This window comes from Pontimicrobium sp. IMCC45349 (assembly GCF_047219225.1).
Lineage (GTDB): Bacteria > Bacteroidota > Bacteroidia > Flavobacteriales > Flavobacteriaceae > IMCC45349.
Window position 1 is genome coordinate 2758095 of the sequence record NZ_CP178208.1, and the last position, 19203, is coordinate 2777297.

The window sequence follows — 19203 nt, forward strand, 5'->3', positions numbered from 1 at the left end:
ATCAATATTTATAATAATTGGAATTTCATGCTCAAAGTATGATTCTTTGGATTCAGAACAAACAGAACAAATTCAAGAATTTGATGTAAAATTTGAGATAATCAACAATACTAATAGAGTTCAGTTGATTAATAGAAGTATTTTACCTGAAGTTACAGAGGATTATTTGTCCTCTGAAGCTCAAAGAAATGTTACAAATGAATCAAATGTAACTAATCAACAAGATTATTTTTGGACTTGGGTCGCAAAAGTTTCATCACCAACTTTAGAAGGAGATTTGTTAAGTGCCACTCATTGTGAAATTAAAGATGATAGGGCTTATGTAACTTATCACAAGCAAGGAGATAAACATTTGGGAATGTTAGAAATAGTCGATATTTCTAATCCTGAAGCACCTGTTGTAATTAAACAAGTTAGTTTTAGATTAGCAGATATTAATTCCGTAACGGTCGAATCTGAAACTGCTATATGGTTAGCTGCATCGCATAGTGAGCATGGGGCTACTGTATATAAAATTAATAGTAATATTGATACTTTTGAAAGAATTAATCTTTCAAATTTAATTGATGAAGATGTAGTTTCAGCTTCGGCAAATGGAATTGCTTATACTGATAACTATTTAATAGTTAGTGCTGGTAAAACTTATGGAGGAACATTTATTTTAAATAAATCTACATTCGAACTTGAATATAATGAAAGTTATAGCAATGCAAAATATGTTTGCGTTAATGGAAGTAGTAATTCAGCAACTTATGCAAGTTTGATAACTGGTGATAATGCAAGAGTTAAATCAGGAACTGTAAATGGTTTTAACCAAAGTAACGAATTTGACATCACCAATATTATACACACTAATGTAGAAGCTTCTTATAGAGGAAAGAATACTACATATTTTGACCCATACAACTCTAATAAACTATATGTTTCTACTGGATTAAATGGATTAAAGGTATACGATATTAATAGTGGTTCTTTAATTAATGAGTCCAAGGGAACAATGTTAATTGAGGGAAATACTAATGGTGTTACTTTAGATGATGACTATATGTATATAGCAAACGGAGCTGATGGTATTGCTATCTCTGAGCATATTTCAGGAAATAATTTAATTAATCCAATGTTTGTTTGGGATATGCAAGAGCAACCAGCTTCAGCAAATTATGTGACCGCAAAGAATGATTGGGTGTTTATATGTAAAGGACAAGGCGGATTTAATATACTTTATAAGCAAGATAAAGCTCCTTACATAACAATTTCTCCATATAATAATAAAGGAACTCCAATAGTAATGGAAGAAGATGAAGAAGTTTGTAGTGAGCTTTTACCTAATTTATTTAATGTTGTTTTACCTGAAACTGAAAATGCTTTAATAAACCATCCTGAATATTTTATGCATCCTACAAAAAACATTCATATAAAGGAAACAGCAGAGGTAACAGTAACTTTTATAAATGAAGGAGCTGGCTATAAAAATGTTTTAGGATACTATGCTTACGATATTAATACTCCACCACAAACAGTAGATGATTTGGTTAAGATAGTTATTTTTCCAAATGCCTCTGCTCAAAACTCTGGAGGAGAATTGATAAGAGGGAACACAATGCGTTTATTGGGTGAGTTTGAAGCAGATACTATGATTGGATTTTTTGTTATCTCTGATGGTTGGAGGAATAATGAAATTACTGAAGGAATTTACACTCAACATACAGATGCCATTTTAAATAATAATAGCGCACAACAAAGCTTAATATTTCATGATACCTCATGTAATTCTACTATTATTTGTTTTGAAGATATAAGTGTACCAAATGGTGATAAAGACTATAATGATGCTATTTTTCAAATTAAAGCATCACCAGAGAGCGCTATAGATCCGAGTGATTATATACAAGTAAATCAAGACTAAAACTAAACCAAGTCATGTTTAAAGTTGTAAAAAATAATAACCAAAAAATCCTAACTCAAGGCAGTTTAGATTACTTGATTATAGAAAAGTGGTCTAACTCCTTAGAGGATGTTATTAGTAATTGTCAGGCAGTGATAATTGCTACGAAAGAAACTAATTGGTTTAATGATATTGTATTACAACTTAGAACCCATAAGGATAAAAATGTATTCTTAAAACCAGTATTCTATAAATATGATATAAAATCAGAATACATCATTCATACAGATGGATTGTTTGAAGAAGATCTTTCAAATCATATTGTTAAAGCTATTTTAGATAAGGTTGAAAGTGTGCCACAGTTGCAAATAGAGCAAAATTTTGATGTAACAACAAGATTGATTCAGTTTTTATATACAAGAGAAGCAAAATTAAGTCCAACCAAAAACAGGTATTCTAAAATTGGTTATGTGTATCCTTTTATTGGTTTGTATTTCACGAGTAAAGAATATGAAATCGAAAAACAACTTCAGTTTTTAGTCAATGATGAAGCTTTAAATGTACAACTAAAAGACAAAGTACAGCTTTGTAATGATTGTCACGATAGTTATTTAATTTATAAAGAAACTTGCCCTAAATGTAAATCTATCAATCTTGAAGCACATGATATTATTCATCATTTCACCTGTGCTCATGTTGCTCCTCAAGAACAGTTTATCAATAACGAGAATGATAACTTACAATGCCCTAAATGCAATAAACATTTGCGTCATATAGGAATAGATTATGATAAACCTTCATCTGTATACAATTGTAATACTTGCGATCATCATTTTCAGGTAGCACAAGTAGTGTCCGAATGTCATAGCTGTAACCATGTAAACAGTTTGGAAGAACTTATTGAAGTAACAATATATGATTACGAACTTACAATGAAAGCAATGTTAATGGCTGAGGGTAAGTATGTAATAAATAAAACAGAAGAGCAAGATGCTGTAATCATTTTTAATCAACTATTAGATCAGGAAAAAGAACGAAATTTTGCAAAAGGATATTCTAGTTATTTAGCCACTGTATCTTTAACTGGAGAGTTGCTTAATATATTAGATAGTGACTTTATAAATAGTTTCTGGAAAGATATTAAAGAAATAGTTAAACAATATGTAGCGAATGATCTATGTTACATTAAAAAAGGTAATTCTATTCAGTTACTATTGTTAGATGTGGATGAGGAGAAAGCAGAAGAAGTTAGAGATAAGATGATTTATAATATGGAATTGTTGTTAAGTGATAATATCAAATCTCATATTAAAATTACAAACGATTTAGTAAATGTAAAAGCTATATGAATCATCTAATTCCAGAATATATTAATTATTGGTTTGAAGTAGGAATATGGAAATTCATTCGCATATTCTGGTATTTCGTCATTTTTGAATTTACACGATATATAATTATAGATTATATTGTTTATGGAATCTTCTATTTAAATAGAAAAAAAAGACAGGAACAATGGAATTTAGCTAAGCAAAAATTACAGTTAGAAAATCCTTTCGTATCTATCATTATTCCTGGGAAAAACGAAGGAAAGCATTTGTATAAGTTAACTAAGTCTTTATCTGAACAAACATATACCAATTTTGAGCTAATTATAGTAGATGATGGTTCCGATGATGATACACCAATCATTGGAGAAAATCTTAAAAAACATGGGTTGATAGACTTGTTTTTGCGAAATGATCAAAGAGGAGGGAAAGCATCTGCAGCAAATTTCGCATTACAATTTTGTAAAGGTAAATATATAGTGCATCTGGATGCAGATTGCTCTTTTGATCGTGATGCCATCGAAAATGTTGTGATTCCTTTTTATTTAGATAATAATATTGGAGCTGTAGGAGGTAATGTTAAAGTGAGAAATTATAAAAATAGTTTATGTGCAAAATTGCAAGCAATTGAGTATTTAAAAACAGTATCAGTTGGTAGAATAGTAACTTCATATCTTGGAATATATAAAATTATATCAGGAGCTTTTGGTGCATTTAGGTCAGATGTTATAAGCAGCATTGGAGGTTGGGATATTGGTCCTGGACTAGATGGTGATATTACAGTTAAAATTAGAAAGTCAGGTTATAAAGTATATTTTGAGCCCACTGCTGTATGTTTAACTAATGCTCCTGAAAAGTTTAAGGTGTTAACTAAACAGCGTCTTAGATGGGATAAGTCTATCATAAGATTCAGAGTTAGAAAACATAAGGATGTGTATTTTCCTAATGCTAATTTTAAATGGTCTACATTTTTTTCGTTAGCTGAAAACGTATTTTATAATGTTATTCTTGATGTACTTTGGTGGATATATATTATAGATATCATTATAAACTATAGTGGTTCTTTACAGTTTGTTATTCCTATGAATATCACACTATATTTTGTAATGAGTTATGTACAAATGTGTAGTATATATATGTTTTCTGAACGTAGAGAAGAAGAGAAGTATTTATGGCCATATGTGGCGTTTATGACATTTTACACAGGTATGTATTTGCGTATTGTACGTACTATTGCCTACTATAAGGAGTTCTTTTTTAAGCGATCGTTTGAAGACCCATGGAACCCTCATAAATCTTCTAGATTAGCAAAAGAGCATGGGTTATAAAAACCATTCGTCGACACTTATCTTCCATTCACCGCTCTTATTTTAGGTATTTATCGAAGTTTAGCCTAAATTGATAAAAAATCTCTCATCTTTATATTAAAATCGAAAACAAGAATGCGTAATTTATCACTGTTACTAATTGAAGACGACCAAATAGAAACTTTGAAATTCCAGAAAATAGTTAGTTCTATAAATGAAAAGCATAAAGTTACTATTGCACAAAATGGTGAAGAAGCTCTGAGGCTTGTTAAAAATATAGAGCAACTACCAAATGTTATCCTTTTAGATTTGAATATGCCCAAACTAAATGGTTTAGAGTTTCTTAAAATTTTAAAGAATGATTTAGTGTTAAAGTATATTCCCGTAGTAATACTAACTACGTCAAATTATCCAAATGATATTCTGGAATGCTATGAAATGGGTATTGCTGGATATTTAATGAAACCATTGAAATATCAGGATTATAAGAGTCTAATAGAAAATTTTATAACTTATTGGAGTGTAAATGAATTCACTCGAAAAAATTAAAGATATATGAAAGGCATAGTTTTTACAGAATTTTTATCATTAGTAGAAGATAAATTCGGACTGGAAACAGTAGATGAGATAATACAAAAATCTGATTTACCTTCAAAAGGAATATATACTTCTATAGGAACTTATAATTTTTCCGAAATGTTAAGTCTGTTATTACATTTAAGTGAAAAAACCTCATTAAGTATAGATGAACTTTTATATACTTATGCCGAACATTTCTTTGGTGTATTAGTACGTACTTATGGTGAATTATTGAATAGATACAAGGATCCAATAGAAATGTTAGCCTCGATAGAAAATCATATACATGTTGAGGTTAGAAAAATATATCCAGATGCTGAACTGCCTACATTTACAGTTCTTGAAAAGACTGACAATAAGTTAGTTTTAGAGTATATGTCTAGTAGAGCAATGTATAGTTTTGGACTAGGATTAATGCACAAAACATTTGAACACTTTGGGCAAAAAGCAGAAATAACATTAGATAAAATAAAATCTGATGGAACAAAAGTAAATTATACAATTGTAAAAATTAGTGAGTAATTCAAAAGTAGACATATTGCAAAGGGCTTTAGAGCGTGAGCGAATAGCTAGAAAGGAAGCTGAAAGAATACTAGAAGATAAGTCAAGACAGCTTTATGAACTTTCAGAAGAATTAAAAAAAACTAATAAAGCTTTACAAGGCAATCTTAGTGAAAAAACATTAGAACTTCAGGCTATTTTCGATAATAGTAGTTTAGGAATTGTCTTAACGAAGTATGGAGAAATCATTGAAACTAATAAAGCTTTTGAAGAACTTCTGGGATTTACTTCAGAAGAACTAAAAAAAATGGATGTTAAGTCTATTTCTGTTAGTGACGATTACCCAAGCTCAAGAGATTTAATGGAAAAGCTCAATAATGGAATTATTGATAAGTTTTCAGTTAATAAGAGATACGTAAAAAAGAATTCTACTGTTATTTGGGCAAAAACTAATGTTGCTGCAATTAGAGACAAAAGCGGGCAAATTATTTATCAAGTAGCTTTAGTTGAGGATATTACAGAAGATTTAAAGTTGCAAGAAGAACGTAAAGAGCTAATAGGTAATCTAGAAAAGAAAAATAAAGACTTAAGAGATTTTGCACATATAGTTTCTCACGATTTAAAATCACCTTTAAGAAGCATGGATACTTTAGTCAATTGGTTAAAGGAGTATTATGAATCCAATGATGTAAATAGTTTTAATAAAACGTATGATATGCTTATTGAGAAAGTTGGAAAAATGGATAGTTTAATTGATGGTGTGTTAAGGTATTCAAGCATTGATAGTGCAAAACAACTTAAGGAAAAGATAAACTTAAAATTGTTATTAGAAAACACCTTGCATATGCTTCATATTCCTGAACATATTGAAATAAGATTATCTGAAAATTTACCTATAATTGAAGCAGACGTTTATAGAATTCAGCAATTGTTTCAAAATCTTTTAAGTAATGCTATAAAAAGTATTGATAAGCCTAAAGGTGTTATTGTTATTGGTTGTAAAGATAAAAAACATCTATGGGAATTTTCTATTTCAGATAATGGTAAAGGCATCCCTATTTACTATAAAGATAAGATATTTGAAATTTTTCAATCCTTAGATAATAATGATGAATCTACTGGAATTGGTTTGTCTATAGTTAAAAAAATTATTGAATTTTATAATGGAGATATTTGGTTTACATCTGAAGAGGGGAAAGGAACAGAGTTTAATTTTACGATTAAAAAATGAAATATTCTGAAGAACCAAATATTGATTATGTAAAGGATATTGCTAATGGTGATATCGCTTTTGAAACTCAATTAATTGATATAATTAGAAATGAACTTCCATTTGAAATTAAAGAGTTTCAACAAAATTTTGATAGTAAAGACTATTTACGAGCAGCTGAGAATGTACATAAATTAAAACATAAGATTAACATTTTTGGTTTATCTAAAGGATATATAGTAGCAACTGACTTCGAAAAGGAGTTAAAAAAAAGCTCTTTTTCAAATTATATTATTTTTAAGGAAATACTCTTAACTATAGAAAATTACGTTAAAACGTTGTAGATGTTTTCGTATATTTAAAGTGAATTTGAACTAAATCTCCATGAAAAGCATAATTATTGATGATGAAACTACAGCAAGAGCTATTATTAATAAAATGTGTCAAAGCCTTCCAGAACTAGAGGTTGTTGATGAATTTTCTAGTGCTATTGAAGCTATAAAGTATCTTAACGAAACTAATGCTACTGAATTAATTTTTTTAGATATTCATATGCCTGCTTTTTCTGGGTTTGATTTTGTAAAAACTTTAAAAAATCCGCCAAAAATAATAATTACTACTTCTGATAAAGACTTTGCATTAACTGCTTTTGAGTATGATTGTATTGTAGATTATCTTGTAAAACCAATTACTCCAGAAAGGTTTAATAAAGCTGTACAAAAGGCTAAAACTGCAGTTGTTTCAAAAATAAATGACGCTAATGACATGCCAGAAAATGATCTTTATGTGAATATAGATAGACGATTGGTTAAAATTAATATTCCAGATATTTATGTCATCGAAGCTAAAGGTGATTATATAAATATTAAGACTGAAACTAAAAATCACCTTGTACATGCGCCATTAAAAAAAATAGCTGAGAAGCTGCCTAATAACCTGTTTTTAAAAGTACATCGATCGTATATCATTAATACTTCTAAGATTATTGATATTGAGGATAATAGTGTGTTAATTAAGCAAGATATCATTCCTGTGAGTCGCGCAAACAGACCAGAACTTATAAAGCGTTTAAACTTATTATAAGTTTAACTAAAGTTAATTGCTATTCGTCTACACAAAACTTCTAACAATCGATAAATACTGGTGATACTTCGTTCTTAAAGTTACTTTTAGAACGTGAAAAGCCCTAGACTATATATTATAATTTCCTTTTGTGTCACTAATATTTTTTATGCGCAAGTTGAGACAGAACTTTTAAGTGAGCTGAATACTATTTATTACAATACAGATAAGGTTTTAAATATTTCAGATTATAATAAAAGTAGTTTAGAGAATAATCAGTTTAAAATCCCTAAAGCTACTTTAAAACTTCAAGCGTATAGAAAACAAGACATTGAGTTACAACAGAGAGCTTTACTTAACGATATTGGTTTGTCGTTTGGAGCGACTATAAATCATAACCTAAACAACATTTTTGATGAAGAAAATAATGAGTTTGTTACAACTAGAGTTAGAACAGAATTAGAATGGCAACTTTTAAAGAAAGGGTTCTTCAGTAATAGAAATAAGGCAAATCAGTTAAACGATGAAGCTATGATATTGGATTTAGAGGAAACTAATGAAGCTACAATTTTATGGAGAAGACAATTTAGATTAAGCTATACCTATGCTATAAACAAAGAGCTGTTAGTATTATATAACAAGCGTATTGAGTTTCTTAATGGATATTTTGAGGTATTAACAAAGCTTTATAGTAAGAAGTTAATTGATAGAGAAAGAATAATAAAAACTAGTTATGATATAGAGAAAACAAAGCAAGAAATTACTAATTATAAAACACTTAATAAAAATATAAGAGATAGCATTTTTGTAGAGTTTGAAACAATTAAACTACCATTTTTAAAAATTGAAAATGATGCATTCTCTTTTGAAGCTGTGAATACAGAAATGGATTCATTACAGCAGTCCATTTTAGCAAAGGATTATAGTTGGATTGAGGATGTGTCTTTGTCTTTATATGCAAATCAGAATTGGGTGAATTCTAATATAACTAATCGTAATTATGCTTCAGTAGGGTTACGATTAAAGATTCCTTTAAAAAGAAGTTTCAATAAAGAATTAAGAGATAATAAATTAAACATTCTTAAGGAGCAACAATCAGACAAAAGTATAGGTAAGTATAATTTAGCTTTAACACACTATAACTCTTATAGAGAGAAGTTAAAGGATTTAAAAGACCAGTATAAAATTTGGTGTGTTGTTAAAGAGCGAAAGCGAAAGCTTCATCTCATAAAAAGTGATATTGATAGTTTTCAGATTGGAATTCAATTAGCCGATGCACTTATAGATCAATTTGAAATATTAAAAAATATGCTGCAAATAAAACGACAATTGTATACTAGTTTAAGTCATTTATATGAGTTAGATAATAGCTTAAAGTTGTCTACTTATATTTTTGAAAAGAGTAACCAAAAAAGAGTATTGGTTAGCAAAACTGAATTGTTCACTATAGAACATCAAATAGCATTTCTTGAGTTAAAACAGATAGAAGTTGTGCATGTTGAAAATATTGGAAAAGAGTTTATAGATAAGTTAAAACGTAGAGGTTATAAAGTGATACAGGACTTGCAGAATAAAGAATTGATAAGGCTAGAAGATTGGATGCTATACGAACAAACACAATTAAAGAACTAATAAGATGAAATCATTTTCGTTTAAATCAAAAAAATCAACATTACGAGTTTTAAAAGAGCCAGTAATTAAGAAAAAACACATGAGTTTTGATCGTGCTTTGTACTTAATTATTATTGCTGTTGGTCTCTTTTTTCTGCTAAAATATATCATTGATAAAACCACAGTAATTAATGCCAACGGACAAGTATTGATGAGTAAGGTGGACGTGAATTTTACACATGATATAAGATTGCTGAAATTTAATGTGTTTGAAGGAGATACTATTGAAAGTAATCAGCGATTATTTACATATTTAGAAGATCAATTTGATAATGATGGTACAGTATATTTTTCTAATCAAGAGAGAACCCAAAACAAAGCAAAAAAAGAATTGGAATTGAGATTTAAGGTTAGATCTAAGCAAATTCAAATTAGAGCACAAAAAAACAAAATAAAGCTATTAACCGACAATAAAGAAAAGACGATTAACTTGGTACTCTTAGACGTTTATACAATAGATAAATTAAACGATATTACTTCTCATATAAATGCTGAAACTGTAAAACTAGACTTGTTGAAAAGCGAGATAGCATTATTATATGAACAATTAAGATATTTAAAGGATGATAAAAATCCCTTAAATGTTTCCTACGGTTTTGGTGAAGGTAAAGAAGTGAATAGTTCTTATTTAGCCCCAATTAAAGGTGTTATCGGACAGATATCTGTAAACGAAAATGAGACTTGTTACCGAACTGAAAGTGTTTTGACTATACACAATCCAGAGCAAGTATTTATTAAAGCATATTTCGATTTGGATGAGATTAAAAATATAAATGTGATGGATGAGATAACCATTCAGTTTCCAGATAAAACAAAGTCTAAAGGAATAATTAATAAGTATTATGTGTCAACTTATGCTTTACCAGAAGAGTTCCAAAAGACTTATGAGCCTACAGAACGAAGTATAGTGGTTGAAGTTATTCCTTTAAATAATTTAGAAAAACAAAAATGGGCGAAATACCATAAGTTAAATGTATTAATAAAAAAAAGTAAATATTCTTTTTGAGTATAGTTTAAATATGATTCTTAGTAGATTAATGATGTGAAAATCTTCTATGTAAGATTAATTTTAAATTATAGAATTAAATGAACATGAGCAGAAAGTCAAAGATTATAAAACTAATTGTATATTTGAGTTTATGTGTTCTTTTTTAATAACGCTTTTAACTTAATTATTCAGTTATGTTAGAATTATCAGGAATAATAATTTTAGGAATATTAGCTCAATGGATTGCATGGAAATTTAGAATTCCTGCAATATTACCATTAATAATTATTGGTTTGTTAGTTGGACCATTAGCATCAGAGTTTTTTAGTGCTGATGGAACTAAATGGATAGAGCCAATATGGAATGGTAATAAAGGGTTATTTCCAGGAGAGAGTCTCTTTCATTTTGTATCTCTTGCTATTAGTATTATTCTTTTTGAAGGTGGATTAACATTAAAAATGAATGAAATAAAAAATGTAGGTCCAGTAATTACAAAGCTAATTACACTTGGTTCCCTAATAACGTTTGTGTTTGCTGGTATTGCAGTGCATTATATTTTTAATTTATCTTGGGAAATTTCGTTTTTATTTTCAGCACTAATTATAGTTACTGGCCCAACGGTAATTTCACCTATTCTTAGAAATATACCTTTAAAAAATGATGTATCTGCTGTTTTAAAATGGGAAGGTATTCTTATAGACCCAATAGGAGCTTTGGTAGCCGTATTAGTTTTTGAGTTTATTAGTGTTGGTGGAGGTCATAGTTTTACTTTTACTGCACTTATTGAGTTTGCTAAAATTGTATTATTCGGAAGCACATTTGGTTTCGCTTTTGCTCACGCATTAAATTTTTCTCTTAAAAAAGGACTAATTCCTCACTATTTAATAAATGTTTTTGTGTTAGCAGCTGTTTTAGGCGTTTTCGTTTTATCAAATAGTTTTGCTCATGAATCTGGATTATTAGCAGTAGTAGTTATGGGAATGGTACTTGGTAATTTTAATGCAAATTACCTTAAGGAAGTACTTTATTTTAAAGAAGCTTTAAGTGTATTACTAATTTCTATACTATTTATTTTATTGGCTGCTAATATTAATATGAATGAATTACTATTAATATTTAATTGGAATGCTCTTATTTTATTTGGTATAGTAATTTTATTAGTTAGACCACTAGGTGTACTTTTAAGTACAGTTAATTCAACTTTAAAATTAAATGAAAAGCTTTTTATAAGTTGGGTTGGTCCAAGAGGAATTGTAGCAGCTGGAATTGCTTCTTTATTTGGATTAAAATTAGCAAAACAAGGAGTACAAGGAGCCGAATATATTACACCTTTAGTATTTATGATTGTATTAGGTACAGTATTACTTAATGCAACTACAGCACGTTTTTTTGCTAAAGTAATGGGCGTATTTTTAGGGAAGTCTGAAGGTATTTTAATAATTGGAGCTTCTGAGGTATCAAGACTAATAGCCAAATATTTGGTAGATAAAAACAGAGAAGTCGTATTGATTGATACAAATATTGAAAATATTAAAAACGCACAAGAACTTGGATTAAAAGCAATGGAGGTTGATATTCATACTGATGAATTAATAGATGATATTGAATTAAATAATGTGGGTTATTTAATGGCACTCACAGGAAGTGCACAAATTAACGATTACGCAATTAAAAAGTTTAAAAAGCAGTTTGGGGAAAATGGTGCTTTTAGATTGAAGGCAAAAGATGAAAATGGTACCATTGAAAATGGACATGATGATATTTTATTTTCAGAGTCTCATGACTTTATTTCACTGTCTAATGTAGCAGTAAATTATCCATTTGTAAACGAAATAGCTTTAAAATCAGCACAAGAGTTTAAAGCCTTTTTTAACAATGCTAAAGATAATGATGAAATGGTTCCAATCTTTATTAAAAATGGAAATGGTAGATTAGATGTAATCACAAATTCTACAAAAGAAAGCACAACGTTTGAAGGTGAAACTTCTATTGTTTATTTAGGAAAGAAAATTTAGAAATCTATTCTTTTAGTACTATTAAGCTAGCTTTATAGCCAGTAGTTAATAACCATTGAGAAGAAGCTATAATCCTTTCATTTTCATCATAGACTTTTAATTCTGCTGTATTTGGACTAGAACTCCCTTCATTTAAAGCAACAAATTCAATAGTATTAAAGCCATCATTTATTTCAATGTCAATAATATATCCTGAGTTTCTTAATGCAATGTTTGGATGTATAACAGCTCCATTTAGTATTAGTTTAACTCTGTCTCCATCTTCATATTCATGATCGCGACACATGATTCTTAAATACCTCGATTTAGTTTTTATATCTCCTAAATAGTAATCTCGACTGTATTTTGAAACATCTTTTTGATTTTCACTAAACTTCTGTTTTATATCCCAAGTAGGCGCTACCACATCACGCTTTTTTGTAATATTTACACCAGATTTTCTTTTAGAAAACCCATCTATGGGTTTAATATTAAAATAAGCTATTTGTGCTTTATTAGTAAAGCCCTTTATATCAGATAATTTTAATGGAAATTTTGATGGGGAAAATGAGCTTGTATCTATAGCTTTAATACGCAAACCTTCAGATGGTGTATCGGTTTGTGCACTTGATATAGTGTTGTAGATTAAAATAAAAATAAAAGCTAGTGCTATTTTTTTCATAGATGGTTACAAGGCTTTACTCTGGCGATAAAGATATATAATACAATTTATAAATCTTAACTATTAGTCATTACATTAACGTATCCTTACAGCATTTTTATGTTTCTATTAACAAAAAGTATTCCATCCTAAAGTGAAAGCTCAATTTCATAGTTTTAGAGTAGTAGTCTTTAAACTATCTTTTTATATTTATAACACTAAAAAAATATAACATTTGAATAACAAACTTGAGGCTTTAAAAAGTAGACTAAAAGGTGATTTACATTACAGTAATTTAGTTAAAGCGCTATATGCAACTGATGCTTCAGTATATAGAGAACTGCCACTTGCTGTAGCATTGCCAAAATCTACTAAGGATATAAAATTATTAATTGAGTTTGCTCAAGTAAACAAAGTATCTATTATTCCAAGAGCTGCAGGTACTTCATTAGCAGGACAATGTGTTGGTAATGGTATTGTTGTAGATGTTTCTAAGTATTTAAACGAGGTTTTAGAAATTAATACGCAAGAGCAATGGGTTCGTGTACAACCTGGAGTTGTGAGAGATGAACTTAATGCTTTTTTAAAACCTTATGGCTTCTTCTTTGGACCTAATACATCAACTGCAAATAGATGTAATATTGGAGGTATGGTAGGTAATAATTCTTGTGGTTCAACATCAATTGTTTATGGGGCTACGAGAGACCATGTTTTAGAATTAAAAACTGTTTTAAGTGATGGTTCAGAAGTTACTTTTGCAGATTTATTACCTGAAGATTTTCAAATAAAAAAGCAAAGTAACACACTTGAAGGAGCTATATATAGGCATATAGCTAAAGAACTTTCTAATAAAGATGTAATAGAAAATGTAAAGAAACACTTCCCTAAAGTATCCATAACGAGAAGAAACACTGGTTATGCAGTTGATACTCTTTTAGCTACTGAAGTTTTTAGTGAATCACAAAAGCAATTTAACTTCTCAAAGTTATTAGCTGGTTCCGAAGGAACATTAGCATTTACAACCGAAATTAAGTTAAACATTGTGCCATTGCCAAAACCAGTTGATGTTGTATTAAATGTGCACTTTAAATCTATTAACGATAGTTTAAAAGCAACAGTTATAGCAATGAAGCATCAGCCTACAGCTTGTGAGTTAATGGATAAAACAATTTTAGATTGTACTAAGGATAATATCTCTCAAGAAAAGAATAGATATTTTGTAGAAGGAGATCCAGAGGCTATCTTAATGATTGAGTTTAGAGAAGATTCATTAGAAGCTGCAGAAAAAAAAGCAAAAACTTTAATTAATGATTTAAAACATAAACAACTAGGTTATGCTTTTCCAATAGTGTCAGGTGACAAAACAAATAATGTTTGGGAGCTTAGAAAAGCTGGTTTAGGATTGTTAGCAAATATACCAGGAGATAAAAAAGCAGTTGCTTGTATTGAAGATACAGCAGTAGATGTTGAAGATTTGCCTGAGTATATTGAAGAGTTTACAAACTTAATGAAGGGATTTAAACAAAAAGCGGTCTATTATGCACATGCTGGAGCAGGAGAGTTGCATTTACGTCCAATATTAGATTTAAAGTCAAAAGAGGATGTAAAGCTTTTTAGAGATATTAGTAAGGCATCAGCCGAATTGGTAAAAAAGTATAGAGGTTCTTTAAGTGGAGAGCATGGAGATGGTAGAGTGCGTGCAGAATTTATTCCTTTGGTTCTAGGAGACGATAATTATCAATTATTTAAGCGCATTAAGAAAACATGGGATGAAAATAATATTTTCAATCCAGGTAAAATTGTAGACGCTCAACCTATGGATCATAATTTAAGGTATGAAGCTGATGTTGAAATTCCTGATATCAAAACTGTCTTTAACTTTTCCGAAAAAGGAGGCTTACTAAGAACTGTTGAGAAATGTAATGGTTCTGGTGATTGTAGAAAGCTAAATTTTGCAGGAGGAACTATGTGTCCTAGTTATAGAGCCACTCTAAATGAAAAGGATACTACAAGAGGGAGAGCAAATGTGTTACGAGAGTTTTTAACTCAAAACACAAAAGAAAACCCTTTTAATCATCCAGAAATAAAAGAAGCTTTAGACTTGTGTTTATCATGTAAGGGATGTAAGTCTGAATGTCCATCTAATGTCGATATGGCTACTTTAAAATCGGAGTTTCTTTATCAATACCATAAAAGTAACCCTGTATCATTACGTTCTAAATTAATAGCTAATAATGCTAGATTAAACCTTTTAGCTAGTAAGTTTCCTTTATTGCACAATACATTAATTAAGCAAAGTTGGTTTAAATCTGCTTTGGGTATAGCTAAACAAAGATCGTTGCCAGAGTTAAAATCTAAAACATTTAAACAATGGTTTAAATCACATAGACAAAAAGAAACCACAAACAAAGTGTATCTGTTTGTGGATGAATATACAAACTATTATGATGTTGAAATAGGCATCAAAGCAATTAAACTTTTAAACAGTTTAGGCTATTTTGTAAAAGTTGTAAACCATCAGGAAAGTGGTAGAGCTTTTATCTCTAAAGGCTTTTTAGATAAAGCAAAAGTTATTGCCTCAAAAAATGTAAATGAGTTTAAAGATTTGATTACCTCTAGTACACCTTTAATAGGTATAGAACCATCAGCTATATTAAGTTTTAGAGATGAGTATCCAAATTTGGTAGATGAATCATTGGTAAGTAATGCTAACAAATTAAAGGATAATGTGTTTTTGATTGAAGAATTCTTATCCAGAGAGATAGATAAAGGAAATATTAATCCAACTGTATTTTCTAATGATGCAACTAAAATTAAGTATCATGGTCATTGTCATCAAAAAGCAATGTCAAGTCAAGAACATGTTGTTAAAATATTGAGTTTGCCTAAAAATTATTCTGTAGAGTTAATAAACTCTGGTTGCTGTGGAATGGCAGGATCGTTTGGGTATGAAGAAGAGCATTACCAATTAAGCAATACTATTGCAGAAATGAAATTATTGCCAGAAGTAAGAAATGCAAATAGCAGTACTATAATAGCTGCTTCTGGAACTAGTTGTAGACATCAAATTAAAGATGGTGCTAATAAAAAATCGGTGCATCCAATAGAAGTATTATATGATGCCTTAATAATTAAAGAATAAGTAAGTGGCATATTAATTAATTGTAATACCTTGCAGAATATGTTCAAACCTAATTAAAATGGTAGAAGATTTAAGACAAAATTTCGCGTATTTATTTGAAGAAGATTTGCTTCAAGAAATTGATAAAATTGGAGTTTATAAAGAAGTTCCAGAAGGTTTTAAGCTAATGGATATTGGCGATTATATTAAAGCAATGCCATTGTTGTTAAGTGGAGCTGTAAAAGTATTACGTGAAGACGACAAAGGAGACGATTTAGTATTGTATTTTATTGAAAGAGGAGATACTTGTGCTATGACAATAACTTGTTGTATGGGACAAGCAAAAAGCGAAATTAGAGCTGTTGCTGAAACAGATACTAAATTAATTATGATTCCTGTTGAAAAAATGGGAGAGTGGATGCATAAGTATAAGAGTTGGCAAAATTTTATACTTCAAAGTTATAATGAACGTATGAAAGAGTTATTAGAAGCAATAGATACTATCGCTTTTTTAAAAATGGATGAACGTCTTTTAAAATATTTAAGAGATAAAGCAATGGTTAATCATGATGATATGATTACTGTCACACACCAAGATATTGCACAAGATTTACACACCTCTAGAGTTGTAATTTCTAGGTTATTAAAAAAGTTAGAAAATTCGGGTAAAATTGAATTGCACCGAAACAAGATCAAGTTAATTGATTTATAATATATGTAACAGTCGTTACTGTTTATTTAATAAAACTAGATTAGTTTTGACCTCTAAAATATTTTAATGGAAATAGCAGAAGTATTTGGTTACATTGGAGCACTAATAATTGGCTTAGTATTAGGGCTAATTGGAGGAGGGGGTTCAATACTTGGAGTACCAGTATTAGTGTATTTATTTTCTTTTAATCCAATAACTGCTACTGCATATTCTTTATTTATAGTTGGGTTTTCAGCAACTGTTGGTGCTGTTAAGAACTTTCAAAAAAAACTAATAGATTTTAAAATAGCTGCTGTATTTGCAATACCAGCATTTTCTATGGTTTATATCACTAGAAAATTCATTTTACCAATAATTCCTGAACAGTTATTTAGTATTAGCAGTTTTGTTATGACTAAAGACTTATTAATAATGTTATTGTTTGCTATAATGATGCTATTGGCTGCAATGACAATGTTATCTAATTCAAAGAACAATGTAGATAGCTCTAATAAGCAAAGACTAAGTCCAATTTTAATTATAAACCAAGCCATTGTAATAGGTTTTTTTACTGGATTAGTTGGAGCAGGTGGTGGGTTTGTCATTATTCCTGCATTGATTATTTTGGGTAATCTACCAATGAAAAGAGCCATTGGTACTTCTCTTCTAATAATTGCTGTCAACTCTTTAATTGGATTTTTAGGGAGTATGGATAGTGTTCAAGTAGATTGGTTGTTCTTGAGTAAATTTACTTTCGTGTCTATAATAGGTATCTTTTTAGGCAATTATATGTCAAATTTTATTGAAGGGAAAAAACTAAAAAAATCATTCGGATGGTTTGTTTTAGTAATGGGAGTTTATATAATTTTTAAGGAACTGTTTTAATCTTCTTAGCAGTGTAACATTAGTTACTAAAACACTAAAAATTCATACTTATTTTTGAGGTGTAAACAAGTAAATTTTTAGGGGTATTGTAAAATTTTCAAAAACTTGTTTTTACATAATTTATTTAATTGACATTATAATTTAGGTATTCATAATTTGTTGATGTTACAGTTGTTATAGCACTGTATAGTTTATGCATACCTTCAACCTTAATTTAGTTAGTTGTCCAATTAATTATTAGTTAGGATTATAGGTTGAAACTTAAGGGCAGTGTGGTTAGCTGCCCTTTTTTGATTTAACAATATTCACTCATGAAAAATATTATATTATTTATATCGCTATCTATATTACTTTTTAGTTGTAATAAGCAAACTGACAAGAACTATATCAATTCAAATAAATTAATAGAGGGTAATCAAACAGAAGAACATCCAGGAAAGCAGTTAATGGATAATTATTGTAGTGTTTGTCATAGCAATGCTTCGAGTCATGAAGATAGAGTAGCACCACCAATGATTGCTGTAAAAAAGCATTATATCAACGAAAACATAACTAAAGAGGAGTTTATCTCATCATTAAGAGATTGGGTTAATAAACCTACAGAAGAAAATTCAAAAATGCCTGGAGCAATCAGAAAATTTGGAATTATGCCTTACGCACCTTACCCTGATGATGCCATTACTAAGATTGCTGAATATATCTATGATTATGAAATAGAGCAACCAGAATGGTTTGACTCGCATTTTAAAAAAGGCCATGGCAAAGGAAAAGGCATGGGTAAATCTAAAATAGGAAAGGAAGCAAGTAATCAAGAATTTTTTGACACCACAGATAAAAGCTTTGCTGAAATAGGCAAGTATTATGCTTTGCAAACTAAAAAAGAACTAGGTAAAAACCTTATGAGAACTATTCAAAGAAAAGGAACCATTGAAGCTTTGAGTTATTGTAATGAAAGAGCTTATCCAATAACCGATAGTATGTCAAACCTATTTAACGCTACTATTAAAAGAGTTTCTGATAAACCTAGAAACTCCAACAATGCAGCAAATAAAATTGAACTTGAATACATACAGAAATATAAAAATGATTTAAAAAATAAAAAGGAGCTTAAACCAGTAATTGTCGAAAACAATGATGTTGTAAACTTTTATTATCCTATAACGACAAATTCAATGTGTTTACAATGTCATGGAAAATTAAATGTAGATGTGAAAATAAACACCTTTCAAAAAATTAAAACTTTATATCCTAAGGATAAAGCAATGAATTACCAAGTTAATAATGTGAGAGGAATTTGGAGTATAGTATTTAAAAAAGATTAGT

16 protein-coding genes are annotated in these 19203 nt (G+C 29.3%); 15 read left to right on the forward strand and 1 reads right to left on the reverse strand.

Going from position 1 to position 19203, the window contains the following annotated elements:
* Positions 1 to 46 precede the first annotated feature (46 nt).
* From ACLII3_RS12870 to ACLII3_RS12920, 11 genes are all read left to right on the forward strand, one after another.
* The gene (locus ACLII3_RS12870) at positions 47 to 1906 is read left to right on the forward strand and encodes a DUF4114 domain-containing protein (protein ID WP_412984621.1); all 1860 of its coding nucleotides are present in this window, start codon (positions 47 to 49) and stop codon (positions 1904 to 1906) included.
* 14 nt (positions 1907 to 1920) lie between these two features.
* Entirely contained in the window at positions 1921 to 3234 is a 1314-nt protein-coding gene (locus ACLII3_RS12875; protein ID WP_412984622.1) for a hypothetical protein, read from the forward strand.
* On the forward strand, positions 3231 to 4538 hold the full coding sequence (locus ACLII3_RS12880; RefSeq protein ID WP_412984623.1) for a glycosyltransferase family 2 protein: 1308 nt from the start codon (positions 3231 to 3233) through the stop codon (positions 4536 to 4538). The genes ACLII3_RS12875 and ACLII3_RS12880 overlap by 4 nt, the downstream gene beginning before the upstream one ends.
* A 114-nt stretch (positions 4539 to 4652) precedes the next feature.
* Positions 4653 to 5066 carry a response regulator gene (locus ACLII3_RS12885; protein ID WP_412984624.1) on the forward strand — a complete coding sequence of 138 codons (414 nt, stop codon included), beginning with the start codon at positions 4653 to 4655 and terminating at the stop codon, positions 5064 to 5066.
* Positions 5067 to 5072: 6 nt separating this feature from the next.
* Complete coding sequence (locus ACLII3_RS12890; protein WP_412984625.1) at positions 5073 to 5618, forward strand: heme NO-binding domain-containing protein; 546 nt, start codon at positions 5073 to 5075, stop codon at positions 5616 to 5618.
* Positions 5611 to 6828 (forward strand): sensor histidine kinase, encoded by a 1218-nt coding sequence (locus tag ACLII3_RS12895; RefSeq protein WP_412984626.1) that lies wholly within the window; start codon positions 5611 to 5613, stop codon positions 6826 to 6828. Before ACLII3_RS12890 ends, ACLII3_RS12895 begins: the two co-directional genes overlap by 8 nt.
* A complete protein-coding gene (locus tag ACLII3_RS12900; protein WP_412984627.1) occupies positions 6825 to 7151 on the forward strand; it encodes an Hpt domain-containing protein in 327 nt (108 codons plus the stop codon). Before ACLII3_RS12895 ends, ACLII3_RS12900 begins: the two co-directional genes overlap by 4 nt.
* Positions 7152 to 7191: 40 nt before the next feature.
* Positions 7192 to 7890 (forward strand): LytR/AlgR family response regulator transcription factor, encoded by a 699-nt coding sequence (locus ACLII3_RS12905; RefSeq protein WP_412984628.1) that lies wholly within the window; start codon positions 7192 to 7194, stop codon positions 7888 to 7890.
* Between the two features lie 93 nt (positions 7891 to 7983).
* Entirely contained in the window at positions 7984 to 9501 is a 1518-nt protein-coding gene (locus ACLII3_RS12910; protein ID WP_412984629.1) for a hypothetical protein, read from the forward strand.
* Between the two features lie 4 nt (positions 9502 to 9505).
* Positions 9506 to 10546, forward strand: coding sequence for an HlyD family efflux transporter periplasmic adaptor subunit (locus tag ACLII3_RS12915; protein ID WP_412984630.1), 1041 nt, complete (start codon positions 9506 to 9508; stop codon positions 10544 to 10546).
* A 176-nt stretch (positions 10547 to 10722) separates the two neighbouring features.
* The gene (locus ACLII3_RS12920) at positions 10723 to 12543 is read left to right on the forward strand and encodes a cation:proton antiporter (RefSeq protein WP_412984631.1); all 1821 of its coding nucleotides are present in this window, start codon (positions 10723 to 10725) and stop codon (positions 12541 to 12543) included.
* Between the two features lie 4 nt (positions 12544 to 12547).
* On the opposite strand, the gene ACLII3_RS12925 is transcribed toward ACLII3_RS12920, so the two are convergent.
* Positions 12548 to 13204, reverse strand: a complete 657-nt coding sequence (locus tag ACLII3_RS12925) for a hypothetical protein (RefSeq protein WP_412984632.1) — start codon at positions 13202 to 13204, stop codon at positions 12548 to 12550.
* A 214-nt stretch (positions 13205 to 13418) separates the two neighbouring features.
* Here ACLII3_RS12925 and ACLII3_RS12930 point away from each other — a divergent pair, with 214 nt between their 5' ends.
* From ACLII3_RS12930 to ACLII3_RS12945, 4 genes are all read left to right on the forward strand, one after another.
* Positions 13419 to 16325, forward strand: coding sequence for an FAD-binding and (Fe-S)-binding domain-containing protein (locus tag ACLII3_RS12930; RefSeq protein WP_412984633.1), 2907 nt, complete (start codon positions 13419 to 13421; stop codon positions 16323 to 16325).
* A 58-nt stretch (positions 16326 to 16383) separates the two neighbouring features.
* Positions 16384 to 17016, forward strand: coding sequence for a Crp/Fnr family transcriptional regulator (locus ACLII3_RS12935; RefSeq protein WP_412984634.1), 633 nt, complete (start codon positions 16384 to 16386; stop codon positions 17014 to 17016).
* A 66-nt stretch (positions 17017 to 17082) separates the two neighbouring features.
* Entirely contained in the window at positions 17083 to 17880 is a 798-nt protein-coding gene (locus tag ACLII3_RS12940; RefSeq protein WP_412984635.1) for a sulfite exporter TauE/SafE family protein, read from the forward strand.
* Positions 17881 to 18191: 311 nt separating this feature from the next.
* The gene (locus ACLII3_RS12945) at positions 18192 to 19202 is read left to right on the forward strand and encodes a DUF3365 domain-containing protein (RefSeq protein ID WP_412984636.1); all 1011 of its coding nucleotides are present in this window, start codon (positions 18192 to 18194) and stop codon (positions 19200 to 19202) included.
* Position 19203: the final 1 nt, after the last annotated feature.

Bases quoted from the DNA above. Each gene is read 5' to 3' on its own strand.
- ACLII3_RS12875 (WP_412984622.1), top strand. From the start codon at position 1,921: ATGTTTAAAGTTGTAAAAAATAATAACCAAAAAATCCTAACTCAAGGC.
- ACLII3_RS12880 (WP_412984623.1), top strand. From the start codon at position 3,231: ATGAATCATCTAATTCCAGAATATATTAATTATTGGTTTGAAGTAGGA.
- ACLII3_RS12885 (WP_412984624.1), top strand. From the start codon at position 4,653: ATGCGTAATTTATCACTGTTACTAATTGAAGACGACCAAATAGAAACT.
- ACLII3_RS12890 (WP_412984625.1), top strand. From the start codon at position 5,073: ATGAAAGGCATAGTTTTTACAGAATTTTTATCATTAGTAGAAGATAAA.
- ACLII3_RS12900 (WP_412984627.1), top strand. From the start codon at position 6,825: ATGAAATATTCTGAAGAACCAAATATTGATTATGTAAAGGATATTGCT.
- ACLII3_RS12905 (WP_412984628.1), top strand. From the start codon at position 7,192: ATGAAAAGCATAATTATTGATGATGAAACTACAGCAAGAGCTATTATT.
- ACLII3_RS12915 (WP_412984630.1), top strand. From the start codon at position 9,506: ATGAAATCATTTTCGTTTAAATCAAAAAAATCAACATTACGAGTTTTA.
- ACLII3_RS12920 (WP_412984631.1), top strand. From the start codon at position 10,723: ATGTTAGAATTATCAGGAATAATAATTTTAGGAATATTAGCTCAATGG.
- ACLII3_RS12925 (WP_412984632.1), bottom strand. From the start codon at position 13,204: ATGAAAAAAATAGCACTAGCTTTTATTTTTATTTTAATCTACAACACT.
- ACLII3_RS12935 (WP_412984634.1), top strand. From the start codon at position 16,384: ATGGTAGAAGATTTAAGACAAAATTTCGCGTATTTATTTGAAGAAGAT.
- ACLII3_RS12940 (WP_412984635.1), top strand. From the start codon at position 17,083: ATGGAAATAGCAGAAGTATTTGGTTACATTGGAGCACTAATAATTGGC.
- ACLII3_RS12945 (WP_412984636.1), top strand. From the start codon at position 18,192: ATGAAAAATATTATATTATTTATATCGCTATCTATATTACTTTTTAGT.